The sequence below is a fragment of the Pseudovibrio sp. W74 genome, assembly GCF_001623085.1.
Classification (GTDB): domain Bacteria; phylum Pseudomonadota; class Alphaproteobacteria; order Rhizobiales; family Stappiaceae; genus Pseudovibrio.
Window position 1 is genome coordinate 143754 of the sequence record NZ_LMCJ01000006.1, and the last position, 23013, is coordinate 166766.

Annotated in this window: 17 protein-coding genes; 2 read left to right on the plus strand and 15 right to left on the minus strand. The window is 48.6% G+C overall.

Features of this window, described 5'->3' with window-relative positions:
* Positions 1-19 precede the first annotated feature (19 nt).
* Together smpB and dapA are read right to left on the minus strand one after the other, a co-directional pair.
* On the minus strand, positions 20-496 hold the full coding sequence (smpB, locus tag PsW74_RS05610) for an SsrA-binding protein SmpB (protein ID WP_057464271.1): 477 nt from the start codon (positions 494-496) through the stop codon (positions 20-22).
* 67 nt (positions 497-563) lie between these two features.
* Positions 564-1442 carry a 4-hydroxy-tetrahydrodipicolinate synthase gene (gene dapA, locus PsW74_RS05615; RefSeq protein ID WP_063289219.1) on the minus strand — a complete coding sequence of 293 codons (879 nt, stop codon included), beginning with the start codon at positions 1440-1442 and terminating at the stop codon, positions 564-566.
* Positions 1443-1754: 312 nt separating this feature from the next.
* On the opposite strand from dapA, the gene PsW74_RS05620 reads away from it, so the two are divergent.
* Positions 1755-4052, plus strand: a complete 2298-nt coding sequence (locus PsW74_RS05620) for a transglycosylase SLT domain-containing protein (RefSeq protein ID WP_063289220.1) — start codon at positions 1755-1757, stop codon at positions 4050-4052.
* Between the two features lie 299 nt (positions 4053-4351).
* Positions 4352-5257, plus strand: a complete 906-nt coding sequence (locus tag PsW74_RS05625; RefSeq protein ID WP_063289221.1) for an alpha/beta hydrolase — start codon at positions 4352-4354, stop codon at positions 5255-5257.
* Positions 5258-5323: 66 nt separating this feature from the next.
* Here PsW74_RS05625 and PsW74_RS05630 read toward each other — a convergent pair whose 3' ends face one another.
* The 13 genes from PsW74_RS05630 to PsW74_RS05690 all read right to left on the minus strand — a co-directional run bounded on the left by PsW74_RS05630 (position 5324) and on the right by PsW74_RS05690 (position 22987).
* Positions 5324-6556, minus strand: a complete 1233-nt coding sequence (locus PsW74_RS05630) for a porin (protein WP_063289222.1) — start codon at positions 6554-6556, stop codon at positions 5324-5326.
* Positions 6557-7041: 485 nt separating this feature from the next.
* Complete coding sequence (locus PsW74_RS05635) at positions 7042-8103, minus strand: porin (protein ID WP_063289223.1); 1062 nt, start codon at positions 8101-8103, stop codon at positions 7042-7044.
* Positions 8104-8486: 383 nt separating this feature from the next.
* Positions 8487-8858: a hypothetical protein gene (locus PsW74_RS05640; protein WP_063289224.1), complete on the minus strand. Its 372-nt coding sequence runs from the start codon at positions 8856-8858 to the stop codon at positions 8487-8489.
* A 403-nt stretch (positions 8859-9261) separates the two neighbouring features.
* The gene (locus tag PsW74_RS05645) at positions 9262-10347 is read right to left on the minus strand and encodes a porin (protein WP_063289225.1); all 1086 of its coding nucleotides are present in this window, start codon (positions 10345-10347) and stop codon (positions 9262-9264) included.
* 610 nt (positions 10348-10957) lie between these two features.
* Positions 10958-12115 carry a porin gene (locus PsW74_RS05650; RefSeq protein ID WP_063289226.1) on the minus strand — a complete coding sequence of 386 codons (1158 nt, stop codon included), beginning with the start codon at positions 12113-12115 and terminating at the stop codon, positions 10958-10960.
* 762 nt (positions 12116-12877) lie between these two features.
* Positions 12878-14242 carry a phosphonate ABC transporter, permease protein PhnE gene (phnE, locus tag PsW74_RS05655; protein WP_063289385.1) on the minus strand — a complete coding sequence of 455 codons (1365 nt, stop codon included), beginning with the start codon at positions 14240-14242 and terminating at the stop codon, positions 12878-12880.
* A gap of 11 nt (positions 14243-14253) precedes the next feature.
* Positions 14254-15129, minus strand: coding sequence for a phosphonate ABC transporter, permease protein PhnE (gene phnE, locus PsW74_RS05660; RefSeq protein ID WP_208987857.1), 876 nt, complete (start codon positions 15127-15129; stop codon positions 14254-14256).
* A gap of 95 nt (positions 15130-15224) precedes the next feature.
* Positions 15225-16151, minus strand: coding sequence for a phosphonate ABC transporter substrate-binding protein (gene phnD / locus PsW74_RS05665; RefSeq protein ID WP_063289228.1), 927 nt, complete (start codon positions 16149-16151; stop codon positions 15225-15227).
* A 40-nt stretch (positions 16152-16191) separates the two neighbouring features.
* Positions 16192-17037 (minus strand): phosphonate ABC transporter ATP-binding protein, encoded by an 846-nt coding sequence (gene phnC / locus PsW74_RS05670; RefSeq protein ID WP_063289229.1) that lies wholly within the window; start codon positions 17035-17037, stop codon positions 16192-16194.
* Between the two features lie 609 nt (positions 17038-17646).
* Positions 17647-20361: a VCBS domain-containing protein gene (locus PsW74_RS05675; protein ID WP_063305817.1), complete on the minus strand. Its 2715-nt coding sequence runs from the start codon at positions 20359-20361 to the stop codon at positions 17647-17649.
* Positions 20362-20665: 304 nt separating this feature from the next.
* Positions 20666-20866 carry a hypothetical protein gene (locus PsW74_RS05680; RefSeq protein ID WP_063289231.1) on the minus strand — a complete coding sequence of 67 codons (201 nt, stop codon included), beginning with the start codon at positions 20864-20866 and terminating at the stop codon, positions 20666-20668.
* Positions 20867-20920: 54 nt separating this feature from the next.
* A complete protein-coding gene (locus PsW74_RS05685) occupies positions 20921-21553 on the minus strand; it encodes a TIGR02594 family protein (protein ID WP_057463296.1) in 633 nt (210 codons plus the stop codon).
* Positions 21554-21616: 63 nt separating this feature from the next.
* A complete protein-coding gene (locus PsW74_RS05690) occupies positions 21617-22987 on the minus strand; it encodes a hypothetical protein (protein WP_063289232.1) in 1371 nt (456 codons plus the stop codon).
* Between the last annotated feature and the right edge of the window lie 26 nt (positions 22988-23013).

The window sequence follows — 23013 nt, forward strand, 5'->3', positions numbered from 1 at the left end:
ACCAGCGATGTGAGATGCTCTAGCCGTTCTTAAGCAAGCGTTGCTTTTCGCGGTTCCAGTCGCGTGTTTTTTCGGTCTGGCGCTTATCGTGAGCTTTTTTACCACGGCCCAAAGCGACTTCCATCTTTGCCCGCCCATCTTCATTAAAGTAGATCTTCAGGGGCACGATGGTCTTGCCTTCTTTTTGAACGGCAGCAAACAGCTTGTTCAACTCGCGGCGATGCATCAGCAGTTTTCGAGGACGGCGAGGTTCATGGTTAAAGCGGTTACCCTGCGTGTATTCAGGGATGTAGACGTTGTAGACCATCATCTCCCCCCGGTACTCAGCAGCATAGCTTTCAGCAATATTGCTTTTGCCTTGGCGAAGAGACTTTACTTCAGTGCCCCTCAGCTCAATACCAGCCTCAAACACATCTTCAATTTCGTAGTTAAAACGGGCCTTCCGGTTATCCGCAACAACCTTGCGCCCGGGAACGCCACCTTTTTTGGCAGCCATTTCTTTTCCTTATTTCATTCAATAAATGTCTCCGCGCACACTCATATTAGGTGCGCGGAGCAATAGCTTAATTGATCAGGCCTGCATGAACCATAGCCTTGCGAATGCTTTCCTGAGTTTCTTCACTTACTGTGACCAAAGGCAGGCGCAACTCGTTCTCCATTTTGCCAAGCAGAGACAAAGCATACTTTGGACCAGCTGGATTTGGCTCAATGAACAGGGCCTGATGCAGCGGTGCAAGACGATCCTGAATGGAAAGCGCAGTTACAAAGTCGCCTGCAAGGCACGCTTCCTGAAACTGAGAACACAGCGCAGGCGCAATGTTTGCTGTCACAGAAATACAGCCCTGACCACCGTGAGCATTAAAGCCAAGTGCAGTGATATCTTCACCAGAAAGCTGAATGAAGTCATGACCACATAAATGGCGTTGCTCAGAAGCCCGGGCAAGGTTTGCCGTCGCATCTTTTACACCGACAATGTTGTCCACTTCATGAAACAGCTCAGCCATCGTCTGGCTTTCCATATCAATGATGGAACGACCCGGAATGTTGTAGATGTAGATCGGAAGATCTACAGAAGCAGCAATCGCCTTAAAGTGGCCTTTCAAACCAGCCTGATTAGGCTTGTTGTAATAAGGCGTAACGGACAAAATCGCATCTGCCCCCACTTCCTGAGCGTGCTGCGCAAATTCGATTGCTTCAACCGGATTGTTGGAGCCAGCACCTGCCATAACAGGGACACGGCCAGCAGAAACCTCAACAGCCATCTGCACGACACGCTTGTGCTCAGCAAAGGAAAGAGTTGGGCTTTCTCCGGTTGTTCCCACAGGCACAAGCCCGTGGGAGCCCTGTTTTATCTGCCAATCCACGAATTCCTGGAAGGCCTTCTCATCCACTTTGCCATCCTTGAAAGGTGTGACAAGTGCTGGAATTGATCCTCTAAACATCTCAGGTTCCTCGTTGGATTACATATATACAGAGCAAAATTTGCCAGTGCCCTCAAAGGGGTGGCATACAATAATGTGATCTAGCCTATCTCGGCAACATCACCAAGACCTTCTCTTATAAGATTCGGGAATTTTTTTGTGCTCATATTTAGGCCAGTTTCGACTGTAAGTATTATGGTCCCCTGAGTGAAACATTAAACAGATATTTACCCTGTTTGTGGCAAGCAGAATGAGGGACTTTTTGGGAATTAAACCGTCCGGTGCGTTTTTGCCGGATAAACAACACTCAGGTGAGACGGGCCGACGAGTAGTATGCGTATCCGTGAGTTTCTTCTAGTATCGACACGTGTGAGTGCATTTGCCATTGCCACGACTGTTTCCGCATCGGCATTTTCCGCTGTATCCTCTTTAAATCACAGCGTTATTCCGGCTCCAAACCCTGCAAAGGTTGTGCGCACTATCGCCTTGAGCACGCAGCATGCTGCTGTTCAAAGCAGATCGCTTGCCGCCACACCACGCTCCAAACCTCCAGTGATTGGCAGGGGCAGCGCAGGTGGAACACAGAACTCTCAGCTGTCCAGCTATGCCCCCGCTGCACCTGTCAGCAATGGGCGAACTGCAATTTCGACCCGCCCTTCCAGCCCGCAAAATGCACTCGAAGCAACTGCTGCGCTGACAAGTTCTTATCCACAGGGATTGAGCACAGCTCAAGCAACAGGATCGGTTGAACCACTTAAAACCGTTCTCCAGCACGTTAAATCCGGACGGCTGAACGAAGCGCTGCGCGCTCGAAATGCTTTGCCGGATAATCTTGATCGTCGCGTGGCGGATTGGTTCATTATGCTACGGGGCGGCCCAAAGACACCGGTCACCCATATCGCCCAGTTTGCAGCCAGCGCACCACACTGGCCAACAGCAAAAGTCGTACGTGCTCGTGGAGAAGCCGCCCTCGCCGCATCCAACCTGACACCCGCTCAGATCATCGCAGCATTCGGTTCTACTGTCCCGGAAACAAAGGACGGCAAACTTGTCCTTGCAAAAGCACATTTAGCCAAAAGCAACAAGACTGAAGCCGCCAAACTCATTCGCCCACTCTGGCAAAAAACCGTCTTTGAAGCTCCCGAAGAAGCAACAATTCGCTCTGCCTTTGGCAGCCTCCTACGGCAAAAAGATCATCGTCTCAGAGCAGAAATGCTCCTGTATCGTGACAGAGCACGCGCAGCAGAACGCCTGCTTTCCGAACTGTCAAAAGACGAACAAACATACATCAAAGCCCGCATAGCGAGCATCCGCAAAAACGGCAATGCGCTCAGCAAGTTAAAGAGCGTTCCGCGCTCTATGAAATCTGACAGCAATTACCAGTTTGCACTCATCCAGCACTATCGCTTGCAGGGGGATTACGACACCGCTGCAAAGTTGATGGAAGCAGCTCCGACTGATCCGGCCGCCTTGCTCAATGGTGACAGCTGGTGGAAGCAACGCCGTGACATTTCCCGCGAGATGATAGAGGCTGGCAAGCCGCGCCTCGCCTACAATATAGCAGCCCATCACGCAGCAGAATCTCCAGGCATGATCGTCGAGGCCGAGTTCCATGCCGGCTGGTTTGCCCTGCGCTATGTAGGTGACCCGCGCCTGGCTGAGCCCCATTTTAAACGCATCGTAAAACTCGGCAAAACAGCACAAACGCTATCCCGTGCCTATTACTGGTTGGGCCGCACCCGCGAAGCTTTGAAAGATACAGACGGCGCCGTTGACTACTATAAACAGGCAGGCGCTTTCCAAACTGCATATTACGGTCAACTGGCACTCGCCAAACTCGGCATCAACCAAATGCCTCTGGCATCCCTACCGGATGTGACAACAGCAGACCGAACCGCCTTCAACCAAAACGAGCTTGTACAAGCCATCAAGCGAATGGATGAAGCCGGACTGCACAATGATACACTGTTGTTTTATACGCACCTGGCACGGACACTGCCAACAAACGGTCAAATCAGACTTCTGACCGAGCTGGCAGAATCTCGCGGCGTCTATCAATGGGCGACAATGGTTGGTCGTCTGGCGCAGGCAGAACGTGTCGAAGCGGCACCGCTCGCTTACCCGACCAACGCAATTCCGCGCAAAACACGCATCACAAAAGGTGTAGAAAAACCAGTCGTTTACGCGATTGCTCGACAAGAGAGCTCATTTAACCCAAAAGCGCGCAGCAGCGCAGGTGCATTGGGATTACTCCAACTCATGCCGGGGACAGCTCGCGACACGGCTCGCAATCTGGGGGTCTCCTACAAGAAGTCCCGCCTGACATCTGACCCAGCCTACAACGCCACACTCGGCGCAGCCTTTTTGGGAGAGCTGGTGGACGAGTTCGGTGGCTCCTACATCCTCACCTTCGCCGCGTACAACGCTGGTGAAAACAAAGTGAAGGAGTGGATTGAGCGCTTTGGTGACCCGCGAGATCCAAAAATAGATCCAATAGATTGGGTTGAATCAATCCCTTACGGGGAAACGAGGAACTACGTGCAGCGCATCACGGAAAACCTTCAGGTCTACCGTTATAAGCTGGAAAACAAGCCTCTCACGATCACACAAGATCTCACACGCGGCTACTAATCCCACTACAAAACAGCTCGAAACAATCAAAGCCCGGTGAATTAGCCGGGCTTTTTATTGTCAGCAACAGAACATAAACCTTCCGGGCACCCTTGTATCTCACCCTCCAACTTTGACAAGACACGTGCATAAACCTGCCCTATGGTGAGGATAATTGATCCAGCGATTCATCAGGCTGTTTTCACAGTAGCAAACACACGCACTGAGAAAACCCGTCTAACAGCGCCCTTCAGAAGCCGGAATTTAAACCGGACCGCATTGTAATCGCTGAAAACACCGAAGCATTTCGGGAGGAACTTATGCTTCAAGCCCCAGATTACATTGATGTCGACCTTCAAAACGTTGCGGGCGCAACCCGTTTCACTTGGAAAGCCAGCGACGAACTAACCTTATCTGCACACATCTGGGACCCGGATATTCCCCGCAACCCAACAGTCCTTTGCCTTTCTGGCCTGACGAGAAACACAAGAGATTTCTATCACCTAGCAAACTTTTTGAGAGAAAATGGTCACCGCGTCATCGCAATGGATTATCGTGGCCGTGGCCTGTCAGATCACTCTGAGGATTTTGAGACCTACAGTCTTGATCAGGAAGCTGACGATATTGACAGGGGCATCGAAGCGCTCGGACTTGAAAAATTTGCACTCATCGGCACATCCCGCGGCGGCCTCCACTCTTTCTCCATGGCCAAACGATACCCAGAGCGCCTGCTATCAGTCATTATCAACGACATAGGCCCAGTCATCGAACCTCCAGCCCTCAACGACATCATTGCCTCAGTCGGCACCGTCATGTCCCAACCAAACATGAAAGCCGCAGCAGAGCGCCTCGCTTCCATCCATGCAACAGCGTTCACAGCCATGTCAGAAGCGGATTGGATAACATTCGCCAATCAATTATACGCTCCCAATTCCGACGGCGTATCATTACGCTATGACAAGCACTTGGGCGATACACTCCGTGGAGACAAGAAAGCAGCATCTGAAGACGATCTCTGGATGTCTTTCAGCGCGCTAAAACCGTTTCCTCACCTCTTACTCCATGGACAAAACTCACGTCTTCTTACAGCAAAAACTGTCGAGAAAATGCAGCAGTTACACGAGAAGATGGAACTCTCAGTCATCCCCAACCAAGGACATGCGCCTTTACTCTGGGACCACTCTACCCAAACGCGCATCCTCAATTTTATAAGACAGCACGCTTAGCAAACACAAAAAAGAGGAGTTGGCTCATCAGATCCAACTCCCAAGTTCTTCAAGAAACTTAATGTCTTAGAAGGTTCTTTGAACTCTGAAGAGCGCACTGGCTTCATCAAAGTCTTTTTCATCCTCCGGCGATGTTCGTGCATAGCCAAGGTCAACACCCATTTCCATTCCACTGACCGGTGACCAGACCAAATCCCAATCCAGAGCAAACCGATCAAAGTCTGGAAGCGCGGCACCAGTTGGTGTGTCAACAACCGCGTAACTCGCATCAAAATCTGTCCGCACTTCAGGCGTCACATAATGCGTAAGCCCACCTGAAAACGATAGTGCTTCGGTCTTTCTGGTATCGCCGTTGATGTAGTAAGCGTCAAAAACTTCATCGTCATCAATACCCACATAGGAAACAGCACCGTTTCCATACTGGAACTGCAGAGCCATAGCATCCTGACTACCCATCTGAGGGAGGTTAATTATCATTCCTGCCCCCAACGCCCAGCCAACTTCACCAGGTACATAAGCGGCTTCTGGTCTGATATTCGTCACAGCCGCCGCGAGCTTCGCACTGCCCCAATCGCCATCCATTCGGAAGGCCGCCACTGCGTCAGGGGCCTTATTCCCGGCCTTTCCATTTTCACTTGCAACGCCAGTAAACACGCCATGCGCACGATAAACTGGGTCTTCAATGGAAACAGTGACGGAAACTCCACCATCAAACACCTCCGTATAAGCTGCAGCCCAGGAGTTGGTATCAGACCAATCCCTATGCACAGCACCAAAGGTAGCTCCCGTAAAGAAATCAAACAGAGAACCAGTGCGCCCAATCGTAAAGCCACCGAACTGAATATAGGCCTTGTTCAGATCCATTTCCGGAGAGTCACCATATCGTTCAGTGTCTGAATCCACGGTCGCTCTAAGCTCGGAAAAAGTGCGAACAAACCCAAACTCGGTCTCTGATCGCGCATCCATGCGGATGTAGGAGCGAGCACGAAAGCGCATCGAGTTCAAATCACGCCCTTTAGGATCATAATCAACCACGCCGCCCCAGTTACTCGGCTTTTTGGGAAAGCGACGATACTGCGCATCGGTACGTACCCGACCACTCAAGCGCAGGCACGTCTGCGTACCAGGGATAAAGAAAAACCCCTCACCATACGCATCACAAACCTGCACATAGTCTAAGGGTTCCACCAGATTGAGCGGCTCAGGCTCAGCCTCAAAAACAGGTTTAGGCAAGTCTGTAGCCTGTGCTGTAACTCCGAATGACAGCAAGACCGGCAGGAATATCAGCTTCTTCGTCATAGTATTGAACCTCCATCCGTCACTCGGAGTAGCCCAATGCCCACAAATGCAGTGATCAAAATCAGCTGCAATGACTACCCCTGTGCAACTAGACAATTACGCCAAGGTTCAATTTTCGCAATTACTATGGATTGAGCAGGATTATCTCACCCAATCGAAACGGTCAGGAAGTTCAACTGAGCAAAATTTCACATCTTGGGAGGTCACCATGGCGTAATACTCATTGAAAACTTAAGTATCACGCACAAATGGTAAAGCCCGGCGGGTTGGAACCGCCGGGCCTGAGAGACTGATTGAAAGATCAGGATATATGAACTTCAACCAGATATAGATTAGAAGGTTTTGAGCGAAACCAAAACTCATAAAATCTTGAAGTAGTACCTATCTATACCGCCTACACATGCAAGTCTGTGGCAGGTATCACATCAAGGCTTTATAAAGTGGTCCCGGCGACACCGCCGCCGAGACCCTCAATCTAAGAGATCTTAGAAGGAGTACTGAACACGAGTAGAAACTTTTGCCACTTCACCGTCTTCAGAGTCACGTGCCAAACCGCCGTCAACTACGAACTTCAGACCAGCAACTGGAGCATAAACAACAGAAGCGTTTACGGTAGTTACACTTGCATCGAAACCAGAAACTTCGAATGAAGTGTAAGAAGCATCAAGAGCCGCTGTAACAGTGTCGGAAAGACCAAACTCAGCACCCGCTACGAGGTTGTAGCCTGTTGCGCCAAGCGCGTCAGTAAGCTGGGCAAACTCGTTGTTACCACCGATATAGGACAGAGCGGAGTCAGCATAAGCTGCACCGAAACCAACTTTTACGCTCTCAGTTACGTCCGCCTCAACCTGACCGGCAATTGCAAAGCCATAATCGTCGTTGTTGTAAGCGTGCGCTGCTGCAAATACGGATGTAGAGAACATACCCTGGGTGTAGGACAGTCCAGCTTCAAAGTTAGCGTCTTTGCTTGCGCCGCCGTATGCATTGGAATCCAGGATACCGAAGGAAGCAGTCAGGCCATTACCAAGATCCGCTGTTGCAGAGATCTGCAGCGCATCTTCACCACCAGCAACTGGGCCAATTGTACCGATTTCGGAGTAACCACCAAATGGATCAAATACACCGCCGGTGCGACCGATCAGAACGGAAACGTTATCAAAGCCGAGCTGTACGTATGCGTTACCTGTACCAACTTCACTGGTATTATCGTCTTTCCAAGTACCTGTTAGTTCAGTGTAGGTCTTAATGGAAGCGAACTCAGTATCAGTCATGGACTCGAGGTAAATATAACCACGAGCATATGCAGAATATGCGTTGGAAGCTGCTGCATAATCTTTGGTCAGATCATGAGAAGTGTAGTTAGTGCGGATACGGCCGTGTACGCGGATGCAAGTATCCTGACCTGGCAGCTGGAAGTAACCAGCGCCGAATGCGTCACACGCCTGTACGTAGTTTACTGGCTCTGCAACCACTGGAAGGTCAGCAGCCATTGCTGGAGTTGCTGCTGCTGCAGCAGCGGCCGCGATAGCGATTTTCTTGAAGTTCATCACAAGCTTCCCATAATATGGATTTTAAACTTTATTTAAAACAGATCATCAAACCGCAATTCAGGTGCGAGCACCGTCATCAAACGTGTCTGAACTGTCCCCTTGAACCCTCCGCCTCAATTCAAGCGCCTACTTGAAGAGAAAGCCCCCTGAAGGTTCGTGAGGAGAAATTACAATATTTGGAGTTTTAGGCAAGCCCATCAATGTCTCGCAATTGCCTATTTCTACTTGTGATTTTTTACGTGTGTGGTTTTTACAACAGGAGTTTTAAGAAAGAGCTGAAATTTTAAGTGTTGAACCTAGGCAACACAGCCTGCGTAATGTAGTCAATACATAGATCCATATTTGGGTAGCTTTAGATTATATTACATTATTTCAATAACTTAATCGCACACCGCTCTAAGTAACGCATAGAATGTCCCTCCAATCTTTTCTACACGCCAATATCGCTGTTCTTTTTGTGAATAAACCCACAGTTTTAGGCAGGATACTAAATCAAGCCCAAGTTCCTTAGATTGCAGGTTTGAAATATTTAAGTACCTGTGCCCACTCGGTGTCGAGGAATAGGCAAGAAACTTAGCGAGCCCAGACTTAGTTAGCAGGCCAACCAGCCCCCCACCAGTAACCGGTGCAAGTTTTGGATTTAAGGCGAAAATATCTAGTATCGCAAACCTTGGCTCATTCATCATTAGCTTGAGTACAGCAAATCCACTCAAGTTACTTTCTACTGCGATAGGCAGATCGAGGAACTTCACCAGAGGTAAAGCTCAAAATGTTTCGCTTGGAGAACTAGAAATAGCGTGCCCTTACGATACGTGTAGAGCTTCTATCGAATAGGTATACATTATCAAACAAGATTGGAAGCCCGATGTATCCTCATTGCACCAGTGTCATAATAAAGTATTTTAAGCATTCCATTTCAGCACCTTGATCCCAACATCCACCTTAAAAGTCTATAGATTACTACAAATTTTAAAACGGTTTGCTTGTGGCGCACTCGATCTCATATGGAAAATGCAGAATTCTTCCAGTTGTATGTGGAGGTGGAGGTGGAGGTGGAGGTGGAGGTGTATCCTGCTCACAAAAAAAAGCCTCGGCAATCAAAATTGCCAAGGCTCAAAAATAAATAGCCACTAAGCTATCAATTTTTATCGCAGATTAGAAGGTGTACTGTACACGTCCACCAACCTGAATTACATCGTCAACGTCCACATCATTGACTTCACCATCAGCCCAACCTGCTGCAAGAGCAAGACCAAGACCTGCAACTGGAGAGTAAACAACAGAACCGTTCACACTGTAAGCTTGGACTTCGTCGCTAGAAATAGTAGATTCTACGTCGATATAAGCAAGATCAAGCTGCGCAGACACTTTTTCTGTCAAAGAGGTCTCGAGACCAGCAGAAAGGTTATAACCTTTAGTGAATTCTACATTGATGAGGTCTTCATCGACACCGATGTAGCTTCCAGCTTCATCAGCGTACTGTGCCTGGAAGGTGACTTCAGTTCCCTCTTTAACCATATCAAGGTTAAAGGACGCAGTTGCGCCGGCTGCATAGCCGTAACCATCTCCGTCAGCTTTGTTGTGCGCAGCACCAGCCAGTTTGAAGGAGCCCCAACCTTGGGAAAGCTTCAGAGCACCAACGAAATCAACTGCATTCTCGTCACCACCACGGTAGCTGGAGTCTTCAAGAGAAGCTGTCGCTGTAAAGCCATTACCCAGATCTGCAGTGAACGATGCCTGCAAAGTTGCTGTATCAGACCAAGCACCGCCAACTGGACCGATCCATGTGTAGCCAGTGAACTCGTCAAACGCAGAACCTTCACGACCGAACAGGAAAGAGCCATAGTCGGTTCCGAGCTGGATCCATGCATCGTTTCCACGTACACCCTGACGCTCGCCGTCTGCTGTCCAACGAGCTTCCAATTCAGTGTAGGTTTTGATTGTTCCGAAATCGGTCGCTGTCATGGAAGTGAAGTACACGTAACCACGAACGTATGCTTCGTAGTCATTAGCAACATCTTCAAGTTCTTCATTAAGATTGTGAGTTACGTACTGCGCGCGGATACGACCGCCGAGTTTGATGCAGGTGTCTTTGCCTGGCAGCTGGAAGTAACCAGCGCCGAATGCGTCACATGCTTTTACGTAGTTTACTGGCTCAGCAGCGAGTGGCAGATCTGCAGCCTGTACAGAAGTTGCAGCTGCAGCAGCTGCTGCAGCGAGTGCAAGAGTTTTAACGTTCATAATTCTGACCTTCCAATGTCTCTCAATAGAAAGAAGAAACTGGCGTGACCTGTTTGGAGCAGCTCACATTTCCTCTTTTCCCTGCGACACGAGAACCTGAGAGGCTCGCCATAATTTGGCAAAGCATTCAATCGGCTCGACCGCGTCGATGGACATATTGATGCCCGACGAGATGGAAGATCGCAATATCAACCTAGTAATTTGAAAGGGGAGAAACATCACCACGTTAAAGTAGTGTGTTTTTTTTGACACAACAGCTTCTATGGATGCCCGATGCACTCAACTCAGACATCACAGATCATAGTCGTTCTAATTTTCTCTAAACCATTGAATAGTATTATATAAACAACATCACAACGCATCTAGGTCGGTACATTTAACTGCTAGACGAACGTAATTCCCCTGAACGCGCGCAAAAAACTACGCACTGGGGATTAAAATGCCGACTAAAATTTAATATGCAAATTCAAAATAGAAATAGGCAAGAGTACCCGCATACACATAGCCTCAAACAGAGGAACCCGGTGGTTTTGGACACCACCGGGAATGAGAGTCATTGGAAAATCAGGATTATTGAAAGTCCAATGAAGGTCTAAGGCTTAAGTCAGCCTTAGAAAGAACGCTGTACGCGGAAGTTTAAGACACCCGCATCTTCTTTAGATGCACCATCGACATCATCCTGCTTCCAACCAGCGCCAGCAGAGAACAGCAGACCGGAAACTGGACGGTACTCAAGAGTACCAGCTACAACAACCTGATTGAAGTCAGCATCGCCAGCACCAGCTTCAACATCTAGGTAGGAAGCTTCTACACCTGAAGACAGTTCACTTGTCCAATTGTGCATATAACCACCAGCAACAGACCAAGCTTTATTGGTTTCAATGTCACCATCAGCGTCAAGGACTGCGTCTGCGACATCGCCTTCAGCACCAACATAAGCCATAGCACCATCTGCATAAGCAGCCTGGAAATTAATCACGTCACCAGGAGCAATCATGTCAAGATTGAAACCAACAGCACCGGCAACAGCGTATCCAACTTCAGAGGAGTCACGACCAACTGATGTATCAACTTTGGTTACAGCACCAGAAAGACCAGCATAGCCCCACCCTTGATTCAACAGAACCTTCGCAACGAAGGAAGGAAGGGTGTTGCCCGCTTTATTCAGATCGTCAGTACCAACGAATACACCCTGCTCGCGGTCAGCGTTGTCTTCAATAGACGCAGCAATCGTCAGGCCATTACCCAATGCGTGAGTGTAGGATGCCTGCCATACGGTGTCATCAGCCAGGTGACGATCAAACAGGTTGGAAGCCAGTTCGCCAGTCCAAAGATCGAATGCAGAAGTTGCAAGACCGAAAGTGAAGCCACCGATCTGAACATAACCCTTGTCCAGTTTAACACCTGCAGAATCACGTGAATCGGAATTCGAAGTGTACTGGAAATCCATGTATGTACGGATCAGACCCAGCTCAGACTGTGTACGGGTATCAATACGCAGGTTCGCACGGGAACGGAAGTTGTGGTTGTTGTCTTCTCTGCTGTAATCTTCATCGTCCAGCAGGTCTGTAAAGCGTGCTTCAACACGAACACGGCCGCCGATTTTGATTGCAGTTTCAGTGCCTGGCAGTACGAAGAAACCTGCACCGTATGCATCGTTGATGCGAACGTAATCTACTGGTGCGATGTCAGCTGGAAGATCAGCAGCCTGAACGGAAGTTGCAGCGGCAGCAGCAGCTGCTGCGATTGCGATAGCCTTGAAATTCATAATTCTAACTTTCTTTAAAACCAGAGCAGCTCGACCACATGTCGATCCCTGACCACTCTGGCTCCCCACTTGCGCATCCTGATCAAAGCAATGTTTGAAACATCACTTTATTCAGCGGGCACCGGTAAGTGCGCCCCGCGCTGTTCACAACATCAATATTTGTGATCTTTAGTTTTTAATCAATAATTCAAATGAAGTTTGAAAGTCATCGAAATACGATGTGGCACAAATAACACAGGGAATTTAGGGGAGATAAGCCAAACCAAGAACGGCAACACGCACTAGAAACAAACCATTTCAAAGCAAAAGCGAAGATTAAACCCATAATTTATTGTTATGTTCCGAGTTACTGGAGAGGTGTTGAGACCGGGCCGGTATAACTTAAGAAAAACAAACATAAATCGTCACTTATTCAGTCAAAAACCTACTATCTCAAAGCTTTTTCCTTCCAAGTGAGCTGCAACTGACTGCAAGAATACATCAACACAAACAACAAATAATAATACATCAATATTTTTGATGCTAAATGCACCAGTTCCACACAACCAAGAAAAATACATATAAATCAATAAGTTAACTAAATTCACATAGGATCACTGCGATTTATCAGCCTAAAACGCATTAACTTTTGCAGTCTACACGATGTGGACAAATCCACCTCAGCGAGCATTTTTCACCCGAAGGACAACTGACTGCCTACCAAAAACAAAGAGGGCAGCCACTTGAGTAACTGCCCTCCTCCATAAAACTGAGTGTTTTGTCCTAGGCTTGGCCTTCAATGAGTTTGCGACGTAACCATCCTGAGAGTTGATCCATCATCATCACCACCACAATAATCAGAAAGATCAGGTAGAGAGTGTTCTCCCAATCCTGTCTGGTTCGCATGGTCTCAATAAGCTTTAGGCCTATTCCCCCTGCTCCCAATGCTCCGATCACGGTGGCACTGCGTGTATTGCTCTCCAGATAATAAAGCATCTGAGATATAAAGAGAGGTAGGATTTGCGGAAACAGCCCGAACCGATATTTCTGAACCGGAGAAGCTCCCGTTGCTTGCACGCCTTCCGCCTGTTTCTTATCTGCATTCTCAATCGCCTCAGAGAACAGCTTGCCGAAAGTACCCGTATCGGTAAAGAAGATCGCAAAAATCCCGGAGAGCGGCCCAAGTCCGAACGCCCGTATAAAGATGAGCGACCAGATAAGCATATCGACCCCGCGTAGGAAATCGAAGAACCGGCGCACACCTGTTCGCGCTAGCCTCACCGGATTAACATTCGCAGCAGCAGCAAACGCAAGCGGCAACGCTAAAATACCCGCAATCAAGGTACCGACCACGGCCATGATGAGAGTTTGCAGCAATGCGAAATAAACCTCCCCATGCTGCCACTCGCTGTTCATCCAAAACTCATTGAACATAAAGCGCAGGTTGGAAGCATCAGGATCCAGCCTTTCTGAAGAAAACGCCAAGGACATCAGCTGACCAGCACTCAGCCCGTTCAGCTTGCTGTCAAAGTCAAACCAGAAATTCTCCCACCCAACGAAATAGCGATGCACCTCAACTTTGCTCTTTGTCAGCCAGATACGTGTATATAAAGAGGGCCGAGCATTAACCTGGGCTTTCGAGACCTTGAGCCAGTCAGCCTCCGCTCCACCAATAAACTGCGGAACCCCATCTCCAACTTTGAATGTAAAAGGCTCATCAAACTCTGGATGAGTGTAAGTCACCACATCATCTGCAAATTGAAGCACCCCATCTTCACCGAGCAGAATGGAGGATTGCCCACGTGATTGCTCAATCCAATCTGGCTGCTCTTTATATATAGCCCGCCTGTTGCCCTCCAGGCTAACAACGACCCCCTGATCAGCCTTCTTGAACTGGTACTTCGCATGCACCTTGTGGGCATAAGCATCCAGCGCAAACAGTTGAGCCATGTCCCCACGGGCCTTCTCCATCACGCCCGGAACATCAAACGCGAAAAAGCAAAGAGCCAAATAAACAACAACCAACAGCGATAGCACCGGACCAAGCAAGCGTTTTTTCAAATCCAGCCCGAGAACACCGGGATACAGCTCCTCCAGTCGTTGCTCTTCATGATGCGACGTCCCACGCAAGGCACTAATATCTGTCATAGAACGCTCCATCAAACTTGCCCCGTCTGGCCAATAAGTTTTTGTCGCATCCAGCCACTGAGGTAATCGATGGACGTGATTGAAAGAACCAGCATGAAAATGATGACAAGAATGTCAGCCCCATAGTTCCAGTCGACAACCATCTTCAACTCGGCACCAAGACCGCCAGCTCCGACAAACCCAAGGATCGCAGAGGCCCGCACATTCACTTCCAGCCGAAGCAGCGTGTAAGACAAAAAGTTTGGAAGCACTTGAGGCAGAATGCCGAAGCGAATTTGCTCCAGCCAGTTGCCACCGACACTGCGAATGCCTTCAGCAGCCTTCAGGTCACAGTTCTCATTCACCTCAGAAAACTGTTTGGCGAGTGCACCAATTGTATGCGTTGTCACCGCAATCACAGCAGCAACCGGACTTGGCCCAAAAATCAGAACCAGCAACAGCGCAATCACAATCTCTGGAAATGCGCGGAAAATATCCATCACCCGGCGCATCGCAGCAACGGCAAGCCGATTGCTCACCAAGTTACGGCTGGCAACGAAACTCAGCGCCCCACCCAGAAAGAATGCCAGAAGAGTTGAGACCAAGGCGATGTTGACGGTCTCGATTAAGTACGGAAGATATTGAAGAACAAGTGCGAAGAGCCCAACCAGCCCTTCCTCATAAGCACCAATGAACAACTCAGCCGGATAATCAAAGAATTTACCCAAGCCGGTCCAAAAGCCACCAGAATTTGCTTGGTCCGCAACAAACAAGCCACCGAAGATGCTCAGGACACAAAGGCCGAGCAGAGAAAGAGTATATAGCGTTCGGCGCCGGGCAACACGCTCATAGACCTGAGAAATCTCGGCCAGACGGGAAGCTTCGGCAAGCGCCAGATGAGCGGCCACTTCAACATCCTCCAAACAGGGAAATGATGAGAGCCACCACGGCCCCCATAAAGAAAGGGCGCGGTCAGATCCGCGCCCCTTTACTACTCTGAGAATTAGTTAGCTTTTTTTGCTTCGATCTTACGGCGACGCGCTTCAACAATGGTCTTGTAGAAGTCGTGGTTCACTTCCACAAAGTCAGCGTACTCACCACCCTGTGCGGAATAGAAGCACTCGGTATTATCAGTCACCATGGACTTCAACGAGGCAACAACCTTCTGCTTTACGTCGGATGGAAGCGACTTACGTACAACCAGCGGACCGTTCGGGATCAGCGGAGACTGCCAGACCTGAACCAGATCAGACATATCAACCATGCCCTTATCAACCATCTTACGCAGGTTACCAGAGGTATAGCCCTCTTCCCATTCGCCAACGCCAGATGCCCAGGTGACGCCACCGTCAACATCGCCATTCAAAACAGCAAGAACGTTCTGCTCGTGTCCACCAGAGAACTGCGTAGAGGCAAAGTACTCTTTCAGGTTCAGGCCCATATCGTCAAACGCAACAGAAGGAACCAGATAACCGGAGGTGGAGTTAGGGTCAGCAAAGCCCATCCGCTTGCCCTTCATGTCTTCCAGCGTTTCAATGCCAGAATCCGCACGAGCAACCAAAACAGAATAATAACCTGTCGCGCCATCCGTCTGCTTGGTGGTCAGCACTGGCTCGACAGCATCAGGAGCTGACAGATAAACAGCAGAGTAACCGGAAGCGCCAAGTTCGGCATAATCCAGGTTCCCGCCCTTCAGGCCTTCAATAGTACCAGCATAATCAGCTGCCGGGAAAAGCTTGACAGGAACACCCAGCAGCTTTTCAAAACGGTCAACCAGACACTGGTTGGAACGAAGACGATCCGCCTCATTCTCACCACCAAGAATACCAATGCGGAACTCAGTGATTTTCTCTTCAGCCAGAGCCATAGGCGCAGCAAGAAGGGTTGTGCTAACAGCAAGAGCTGCAGCGACTTTACCGATGATTTTCATCAGAGCACTCCAATATCAGAATATAAATCTAAAACCGCTGCTATTCAGCAGCAGAGACAACAGGCGAAGCATCGCCTTTCGCCAGTTCCAGGGCAGCGATTTTTGCACCTTCGCTACCCAGAGAAGTTGAGGTCATCCCCTCCTCAAAACTGTCGTCAGCACCGTAGATCTCACGGGCCACTGCGGTAGAAAGCTCATCCGGTTTCCCATCAAAAACAATCTCACCATCACGCATGCCAATCACACGGTCGCAGTAATTACGGGCAGTATCAAGAGTATGGAGATTACAAATAACAGTCAGGCCATCTTCCGTGTTGATCGCCTTGAGAGCGTCCATCACCACTTGCGCATTCATCGGATCCAGCGAAGCAATCGGCTCATCCGCCAAAAGCATTTTCGGTTCCTGCATAAGAGCACGAGCAATCGCAACACGCTGTTGCTGACCACCAGAAAGATTTTCGGCCCTTTTCAAAGCCGTTTCAGCAATACCAAGTCTTTCAAGTTTCAGCAGAGCCTGAACACGCTCTTCGCGAGTGAACAGCTTGAGCATGCTTGAAACTGTTCCGTGTGCATTCAAACGCCCCAACATAACGTTGGTTAAAACATCAAGGCGAGGAACCAGGTTGAACTGCTGAAAGATCATCGCGCAATCACGCTGCCAGCGGCGCTTATACGCCCCCTGTAAAGCAAGCACATCAACACCATCAACAAGGACACGCCCATCGGTTGCCGGGGTAAGTCTGTTGATCATCCGCAGCAATGTGGATTTACCCGCACCAGAACGACCAATAATGCCGATCATCTGAGGCTTCTCAACAATGAAGCTCGCCCCTTTGACAGCAACATGCGCGCCAAATTCTTTTCTAACGCTTTCAAACTGGATCAAGAGTTCAACCCCGGTACCTGTTAAAATTTAACGTACTAGGCACACGCGATTGTTACAGCGAAATGACGCTCACTCACAAAGCAACCCCGTCAAAAAACCGTCACACCCCACCTCCCCCACATAGCTGGCAAAACGAGCATTACATTACGTTTCTATGACAGAAGGAAAAGCCAACCTCTCACACCAACCAACTCGAATAGGTGAGATGTTCATTGAGAATCGAAAAAGTAGAATGCGTGCCAATCTAGCAACGAGAGACCATCGCAAAGCCAACTTAAGAGCAAAATAACACAGCCAAGGAACAAACCATTCGGCTTATTCCTTCACAAACTCATATTTTCAAAAAAAGAGAAGATGGCGGACACGGAGAGAGTCCGTTAAAAAATCGAGCTTTCAGTCTAAATCCTTTTTTCTCTTATATTTCAATATAGTAACTCGATTTATATCAAATTCATATTGCTCAAAATACGCAATTGTTATGTAATTTGTTATGTAGCTCACGACCCGATTATGCTGTGAAACCCGTATGGAAATGAGTGCTGTCTGGTTATAGCAAAAATTAGCGCCCGCAACTGATGATTGCGAGCGCCTTGGATTTCTCAGCATAGACTAGATGAACAGAAAATCATCCTGTTGCAGCTCGGCAGTCGTGACACCTTGTAAAGTGATAGAGGTATCTTCGTCGATCGTGATCACTGTATTTGAACCACTATCCTCAGCTGCAGCCATGACAGCGGTGAAGTCGGCGAACAGTGCAGTTTCAACCTGAATGATATCTGCAGCATCGAAGTCAGCAAGAACATCATGGCCGGTATCACCAGCAGCAAACACAAATATGTCGCTACCTTCACCGCCATTCAGCTGATCATCACCAGTACCACCTGTGATCACATCATTACCACCATTCCCGTTGATAATGTCTGTTTCAGCACCACCCAAAAGAACTTCTGCAGCATCGCTACCAATAACTTTGAGAGATGTTGTCTCAAAGGTTTCAATCACTGGCAGTGTCTCTGTTGGCTCATAAATAGTGCCGTCTGGACCGACATAATTACCGTCATCACTCGGTTTGAAAACATACACAGAACCGGATTGACCACCCATGTCATCATCAAGATGCGCACCAACTGTGACGAAACCATCTTCATTGATTGAGATTGACCTTCCAAAACTATCTCCTGTCACACCATCAGGAGCTGTCAAAACGATTTCATTATAACCACCAGAGCCATCTGGAACATAAACATAAGCAGTTCCCTTGCCAGAAGTCGCACTGGTGACAATAACTCCAGCCTCATTTATGGCGACTGCTGCAGTACGATCAAACTCGGTGATCAGCTTTGAAACTACATAATTCCCACTACCATCTGGTTCGTGGATGTACAGCGCATCATTGCTTCCAACCACTATAGTACCATCGCCTTCAACTGCACCACTTATGCCGAAACTAGTTATGGAATCAGGAGCAGTAAGCTGCAACTCAGTGTAGCCACCAGAGCCATCTGGTGTGAATACACGAGCTGAGCTGCCTGGGCCATCAGCAAATATCACGCCATTGTCATTGATATTGATTGTACCTCTGCCAAAGCCGTCGTTGCCTTCAGCAACTAGTTTGCTTTCTGAGTAACCACCAGAGCCATCCGGTGTGAAGATATAGATCTTATCAGTTCCTGTTCTAAAGGCGCTAGCAACAATCACACCATCAGCATTCATCGACAATGTTTGACCCAACCAATCGTCAGCCACACCGTCAGATGCCGTCAGCTTGGTTTCCGAATACCCCCCACCCTCTGTTGGAGTAAACACATAAATAGAACCAGATTGATCACCCATGTCATCGTCATAGTACGCGTTGACAGCAATGACACCCGAATTATTGATTACACTTTGATTACCAAATATATCTGCACCTGCACCATCTGAAGCTACTAGTTTGGTTTCAACATACCCATCACCATCAGGTGTATAGACATAAACAGCACCAGCTCGCGAACCCTTATCATCTTCACCAATAGCGCCAACAACGACAACACCATGGTCGTTCATCTGTACACTGTCACCAAAGTAGTCATCCTCTTCACCATCTGATGCAACGATCTTGCTTGGAAGAACGGTTATATCGCTTTCACCTTGGATAGTGACTGTAACGATCTCACTAGAGCTTTCGCCTAAACCGTCCGTCACAGTATATGTAAACGTATCGGTTGCAGTTTCTCCAAGACCCAGCGCATCAAACTTACCGTTCGGATTATAAGTGAAAGTACCATCATCATTGACCGTCACAGTGCCAGTGGTACTGCTCGTATCAACGGTAAAGGTATGAGTGTCAGATGTATCTGGGTCGGAAAAGTCCGGTGAAATCACAAGTGGCTTGCTCTCGCTGGTGCTTACGTGCATTGCAGAAGCAACAGGTCCATCATTTCGGCCAGTAACTGTGATGGTTACGGTATCGGTGTCACTTGCCCCAGAGCTGTCAGTCACCGTGTAGGTGAAGGTGGTGGTGCCCGTTTCTCCCTCAGCCAGATAGTCAAAGCCGATACTTGGGTCGTAGTGGAAAACACCCTCACCTGTTTCCGTCAACGTTCCTATCAAACCATCAGTATTAAGCGAGTAAGTGTGGGTATCGCCTACATCCGGATCATGGAAGATGGTACGGAAAACAATTTGTGTATCTTCGTCAGTGGTGAACTCATACGGGAAAGTGTCAGGTGACGTATTTGAGCTGAGGCCATTGATTGTAACCGTAACGGTTTCAGTAGAGCTCTCTCCAGCTGCATCTGTGACTGTATAGGTAAAGGTATCTGTCGCAGTCTCACCGGCTCCGAGGTGATCAAACTTCCCATTTGGATCATATGAGAAAGTACCATCCGCATTTACTATCACGCTGCCAATCGTGCCGGATGTATCTACTGTGAAACTATGCGTATCGTTGTTGTCCGGGTCGGTTACATCAGGGAGGATAATGATCGAGGTGTTCTCATCGGTCACCAATGTCAGTGCAGCAGCAACGGGTCCATCATTATGCCCGGTGATAGTTATCGTGACCGTTGAGGTCGAGCTTGCACCTGCAGCATCTGTCACCGTGTATGAAAACGTATCAGTTGCAGTTTCGCCAACAGCCAGATAGTCAAACGCTGTTCCTGGATCATAATGGAACGTGTCATCACTGACCACAGTACCGGAACCGGTCATTTCGTCCGAATTCAAAGCGAGGGAATGAGTATCGCTGAGATCTGAATCCTGAAAAATGACTCGAATTGAAGTTACTCTGTTCTCATCAGTATTGACTAAGACAGGAGAGGAAACTGGTGTGCTGTTTGGCATTGAAAATACTCCCAAAAATGCAACTTAATCTAGGGGTATTATGCTTGCGCAAAACTTGTGGCTGCGCACCTAAGCTTGATTATCAGCGAAAATGCCTAAGTGAACGATGGTTTGGCCAATATCGGAGTGTGATGTGTGAATATCAAACTCAAATTCGCAGTGTCAGTAATCGATCTTCACATCTAGGAACGACAGCTTAGTTCCCTAGGTATGGACTGATATCTCAGCGAATAGCAGTTATGGTCATTAAGCAACAATGATGCACTATGAAGCTCTATGTACTAATCAGAGCGCACAAAGGTTCTCATCGTTTATCAATGCCTTCCTTAAGTTGTCGCCGTTTGAGACGGTTATCCAAGATCCTGTTCCACGCCATGAAAAACGCAGCAACCACAGTCAAGATGATTAGCAACGCCTGAAAGATCGGTTCAAGAAAAAAAGTCCAATTCTGTGCAATCCAAGCCGCCGCAAAAACCAATGCTGTACCCGTCTCTGACTTCTGCATATTAGCTCCATTCAAGAATGAGAATTTGCAATTACAGTTTCAATCTAAAGCATCTTAGGCTTCGTTGATCGAGACAGCACCTTCGCGCTGCGCCAACACCCGCTCTCCTTTCACTGGATAGCTTTCCGGCCACCGGATATCTAAGAGCCGCCGCTTTGAAAGCTTTGCAGTTGTGACTGCATTGGACTGATTGCCACCAAGCACATGATAGTGGCCGGCACTCTCAGAAACGTAGAAACCAACGTGCCCTTTCCAACCGCGAGGGCTACCGCGCCAGAAGACAAGAATAGAGCCAGGCACCCCTTTATCTAACCGTCTGCCGTATTTCGCCCATTGGCGAGACCCTAGAGGATTGATAGGCAGGCGATCAGAAACAAGGCTCATGCAATGGGCGACAAACAGACCACACCAAGGGGTTTCATCAGTCTGGTAGGAGATACCCAACTTACTCGCCCAACCCATAATCCTTGGATTGTGCTTCGGTCCTGATATTTCCTTGGTTCCCAACAATCGTCGCGCCTCAATAAGCCATGGCGGCTCGCCACTTTTGACCGCTTTAATCTTGAAGCCTAGCCAACTCTGATAGGCATGTTCTGAAAGTCTGCCCCAATCACCATCGGGCTTGCCTGGATTGAATCCAAGTTCCAACAGCATTTCTTGAGATTCCAAGTCTGGTACCCGTCCCATGATCACCTCACAAAAAAGGCTCCCCAGGGGAGCCGGCTTTCAGTTGAGTTCGCTTGCAATGCCCTACCAAACACCAATCACAACCACATCGTGACCTGTGCTTGAGCCGACAAATGGATAAGGTGTGGTCGTTCGCCGTGTCACAAATCCAGTCTTAAAGCCATCTTTTGTTTTCGCAGTGGTTCGAGGTATGTGCCCGCTTTCATCTGCCGTCGTTAAGACGGTGTATTTACCTGCTTTGCTGGATGGGAGCGCTTGTACGAACTCGTATTCGTAACCACCTACACTAGTACGGCTGCAGGTCAGATTGCTTGCCCAAAGCACATCACCGTTTGTATCCACCTTCGCAGCGGCAATAATCCTCGGAACAGCTGCAAGCGTATTCAGTTTTGCAGAATTGAGCTTCTGATCTGTAACAGAGCTGTTTTTGTATTTTTGAGTGGAGAGTGAACTATCTTCAATCTCCTCAGTTCCAACTTTGTCTAACACCGCCAGGTTTTGCAGACCTAAGTTCTGCCGAGCATGAGGCGCACTGGGAATATCGCTCAGGTTGTTCGTTTTATGGAGAAAGTCACTTGTCTCTGGAGTTGCAAGCACCCATCCATCAACATCAGAGTAGACTTTCAACTTCTTATCTGGCGATTTGAAATACAGCGCTCCATCTGCCAGCTCATTGCCCTCATTATCAGTGTCCGGATCGTCGTCAAATGACCCTAGATAGAGCTTATTGAAGCGTTTGAACGCCAGATCAGAAGCTTGCTCAACTGCTGCTTCCAGTTGGTTCAAAGCATCCTCTGCTTTGCCTTGAGCTGTTTGTGCCTGATTACGAGCTGCTATGGATGCGGTCTTGGCCGCAAGAACCACTGCTTCGACATTTGCCGGATTAAGGAGAACATAACCCTCCTGCCCCTCAATCACTGTGAGCATCGCCGGATAGCCCTTCTGCAGGTCATCAGGGTCGAGTTCATTGCCGAGGCCATTTCGAATTGGCAACAGCACATCATCAACCTTGATGGTCACGGCGCCTGAGTTGTTTGCAATGGGAACGAAGACTGCAAACTCAACTGCCGAGAGGCTGACACCCAATCGAAGTTTCGCCCTGATCGCATTACCCGTCCCATCGATATCGACCAGTCGCGTGATACTGTCAGCAAGGTCGCGCACATAGTGCCAGGTGCCGCCCAGCCACTGATAGTAACCGCTTAAGGCGTGGTTGGAGTCAGCTCCGACTATGGCAGGTGTGTAGTCTGGTTTGTTGGTTATATTATCCAGCTCGGCCTTGGTCTTAACGATCACTGCTCCAAGCGTAGAACCTATCTCAAGCTGCCCCAGATACGCTCTAATCTCAGCTTTGACTGGTTCGTGCTCAGTGGTGCTACCAAGACCGAACGTCACAAAATCACGCCAAACAATTTCCTTGGTGAGGAAGTTCATAGCCAACTCCAGATTTTGAAAAGAGA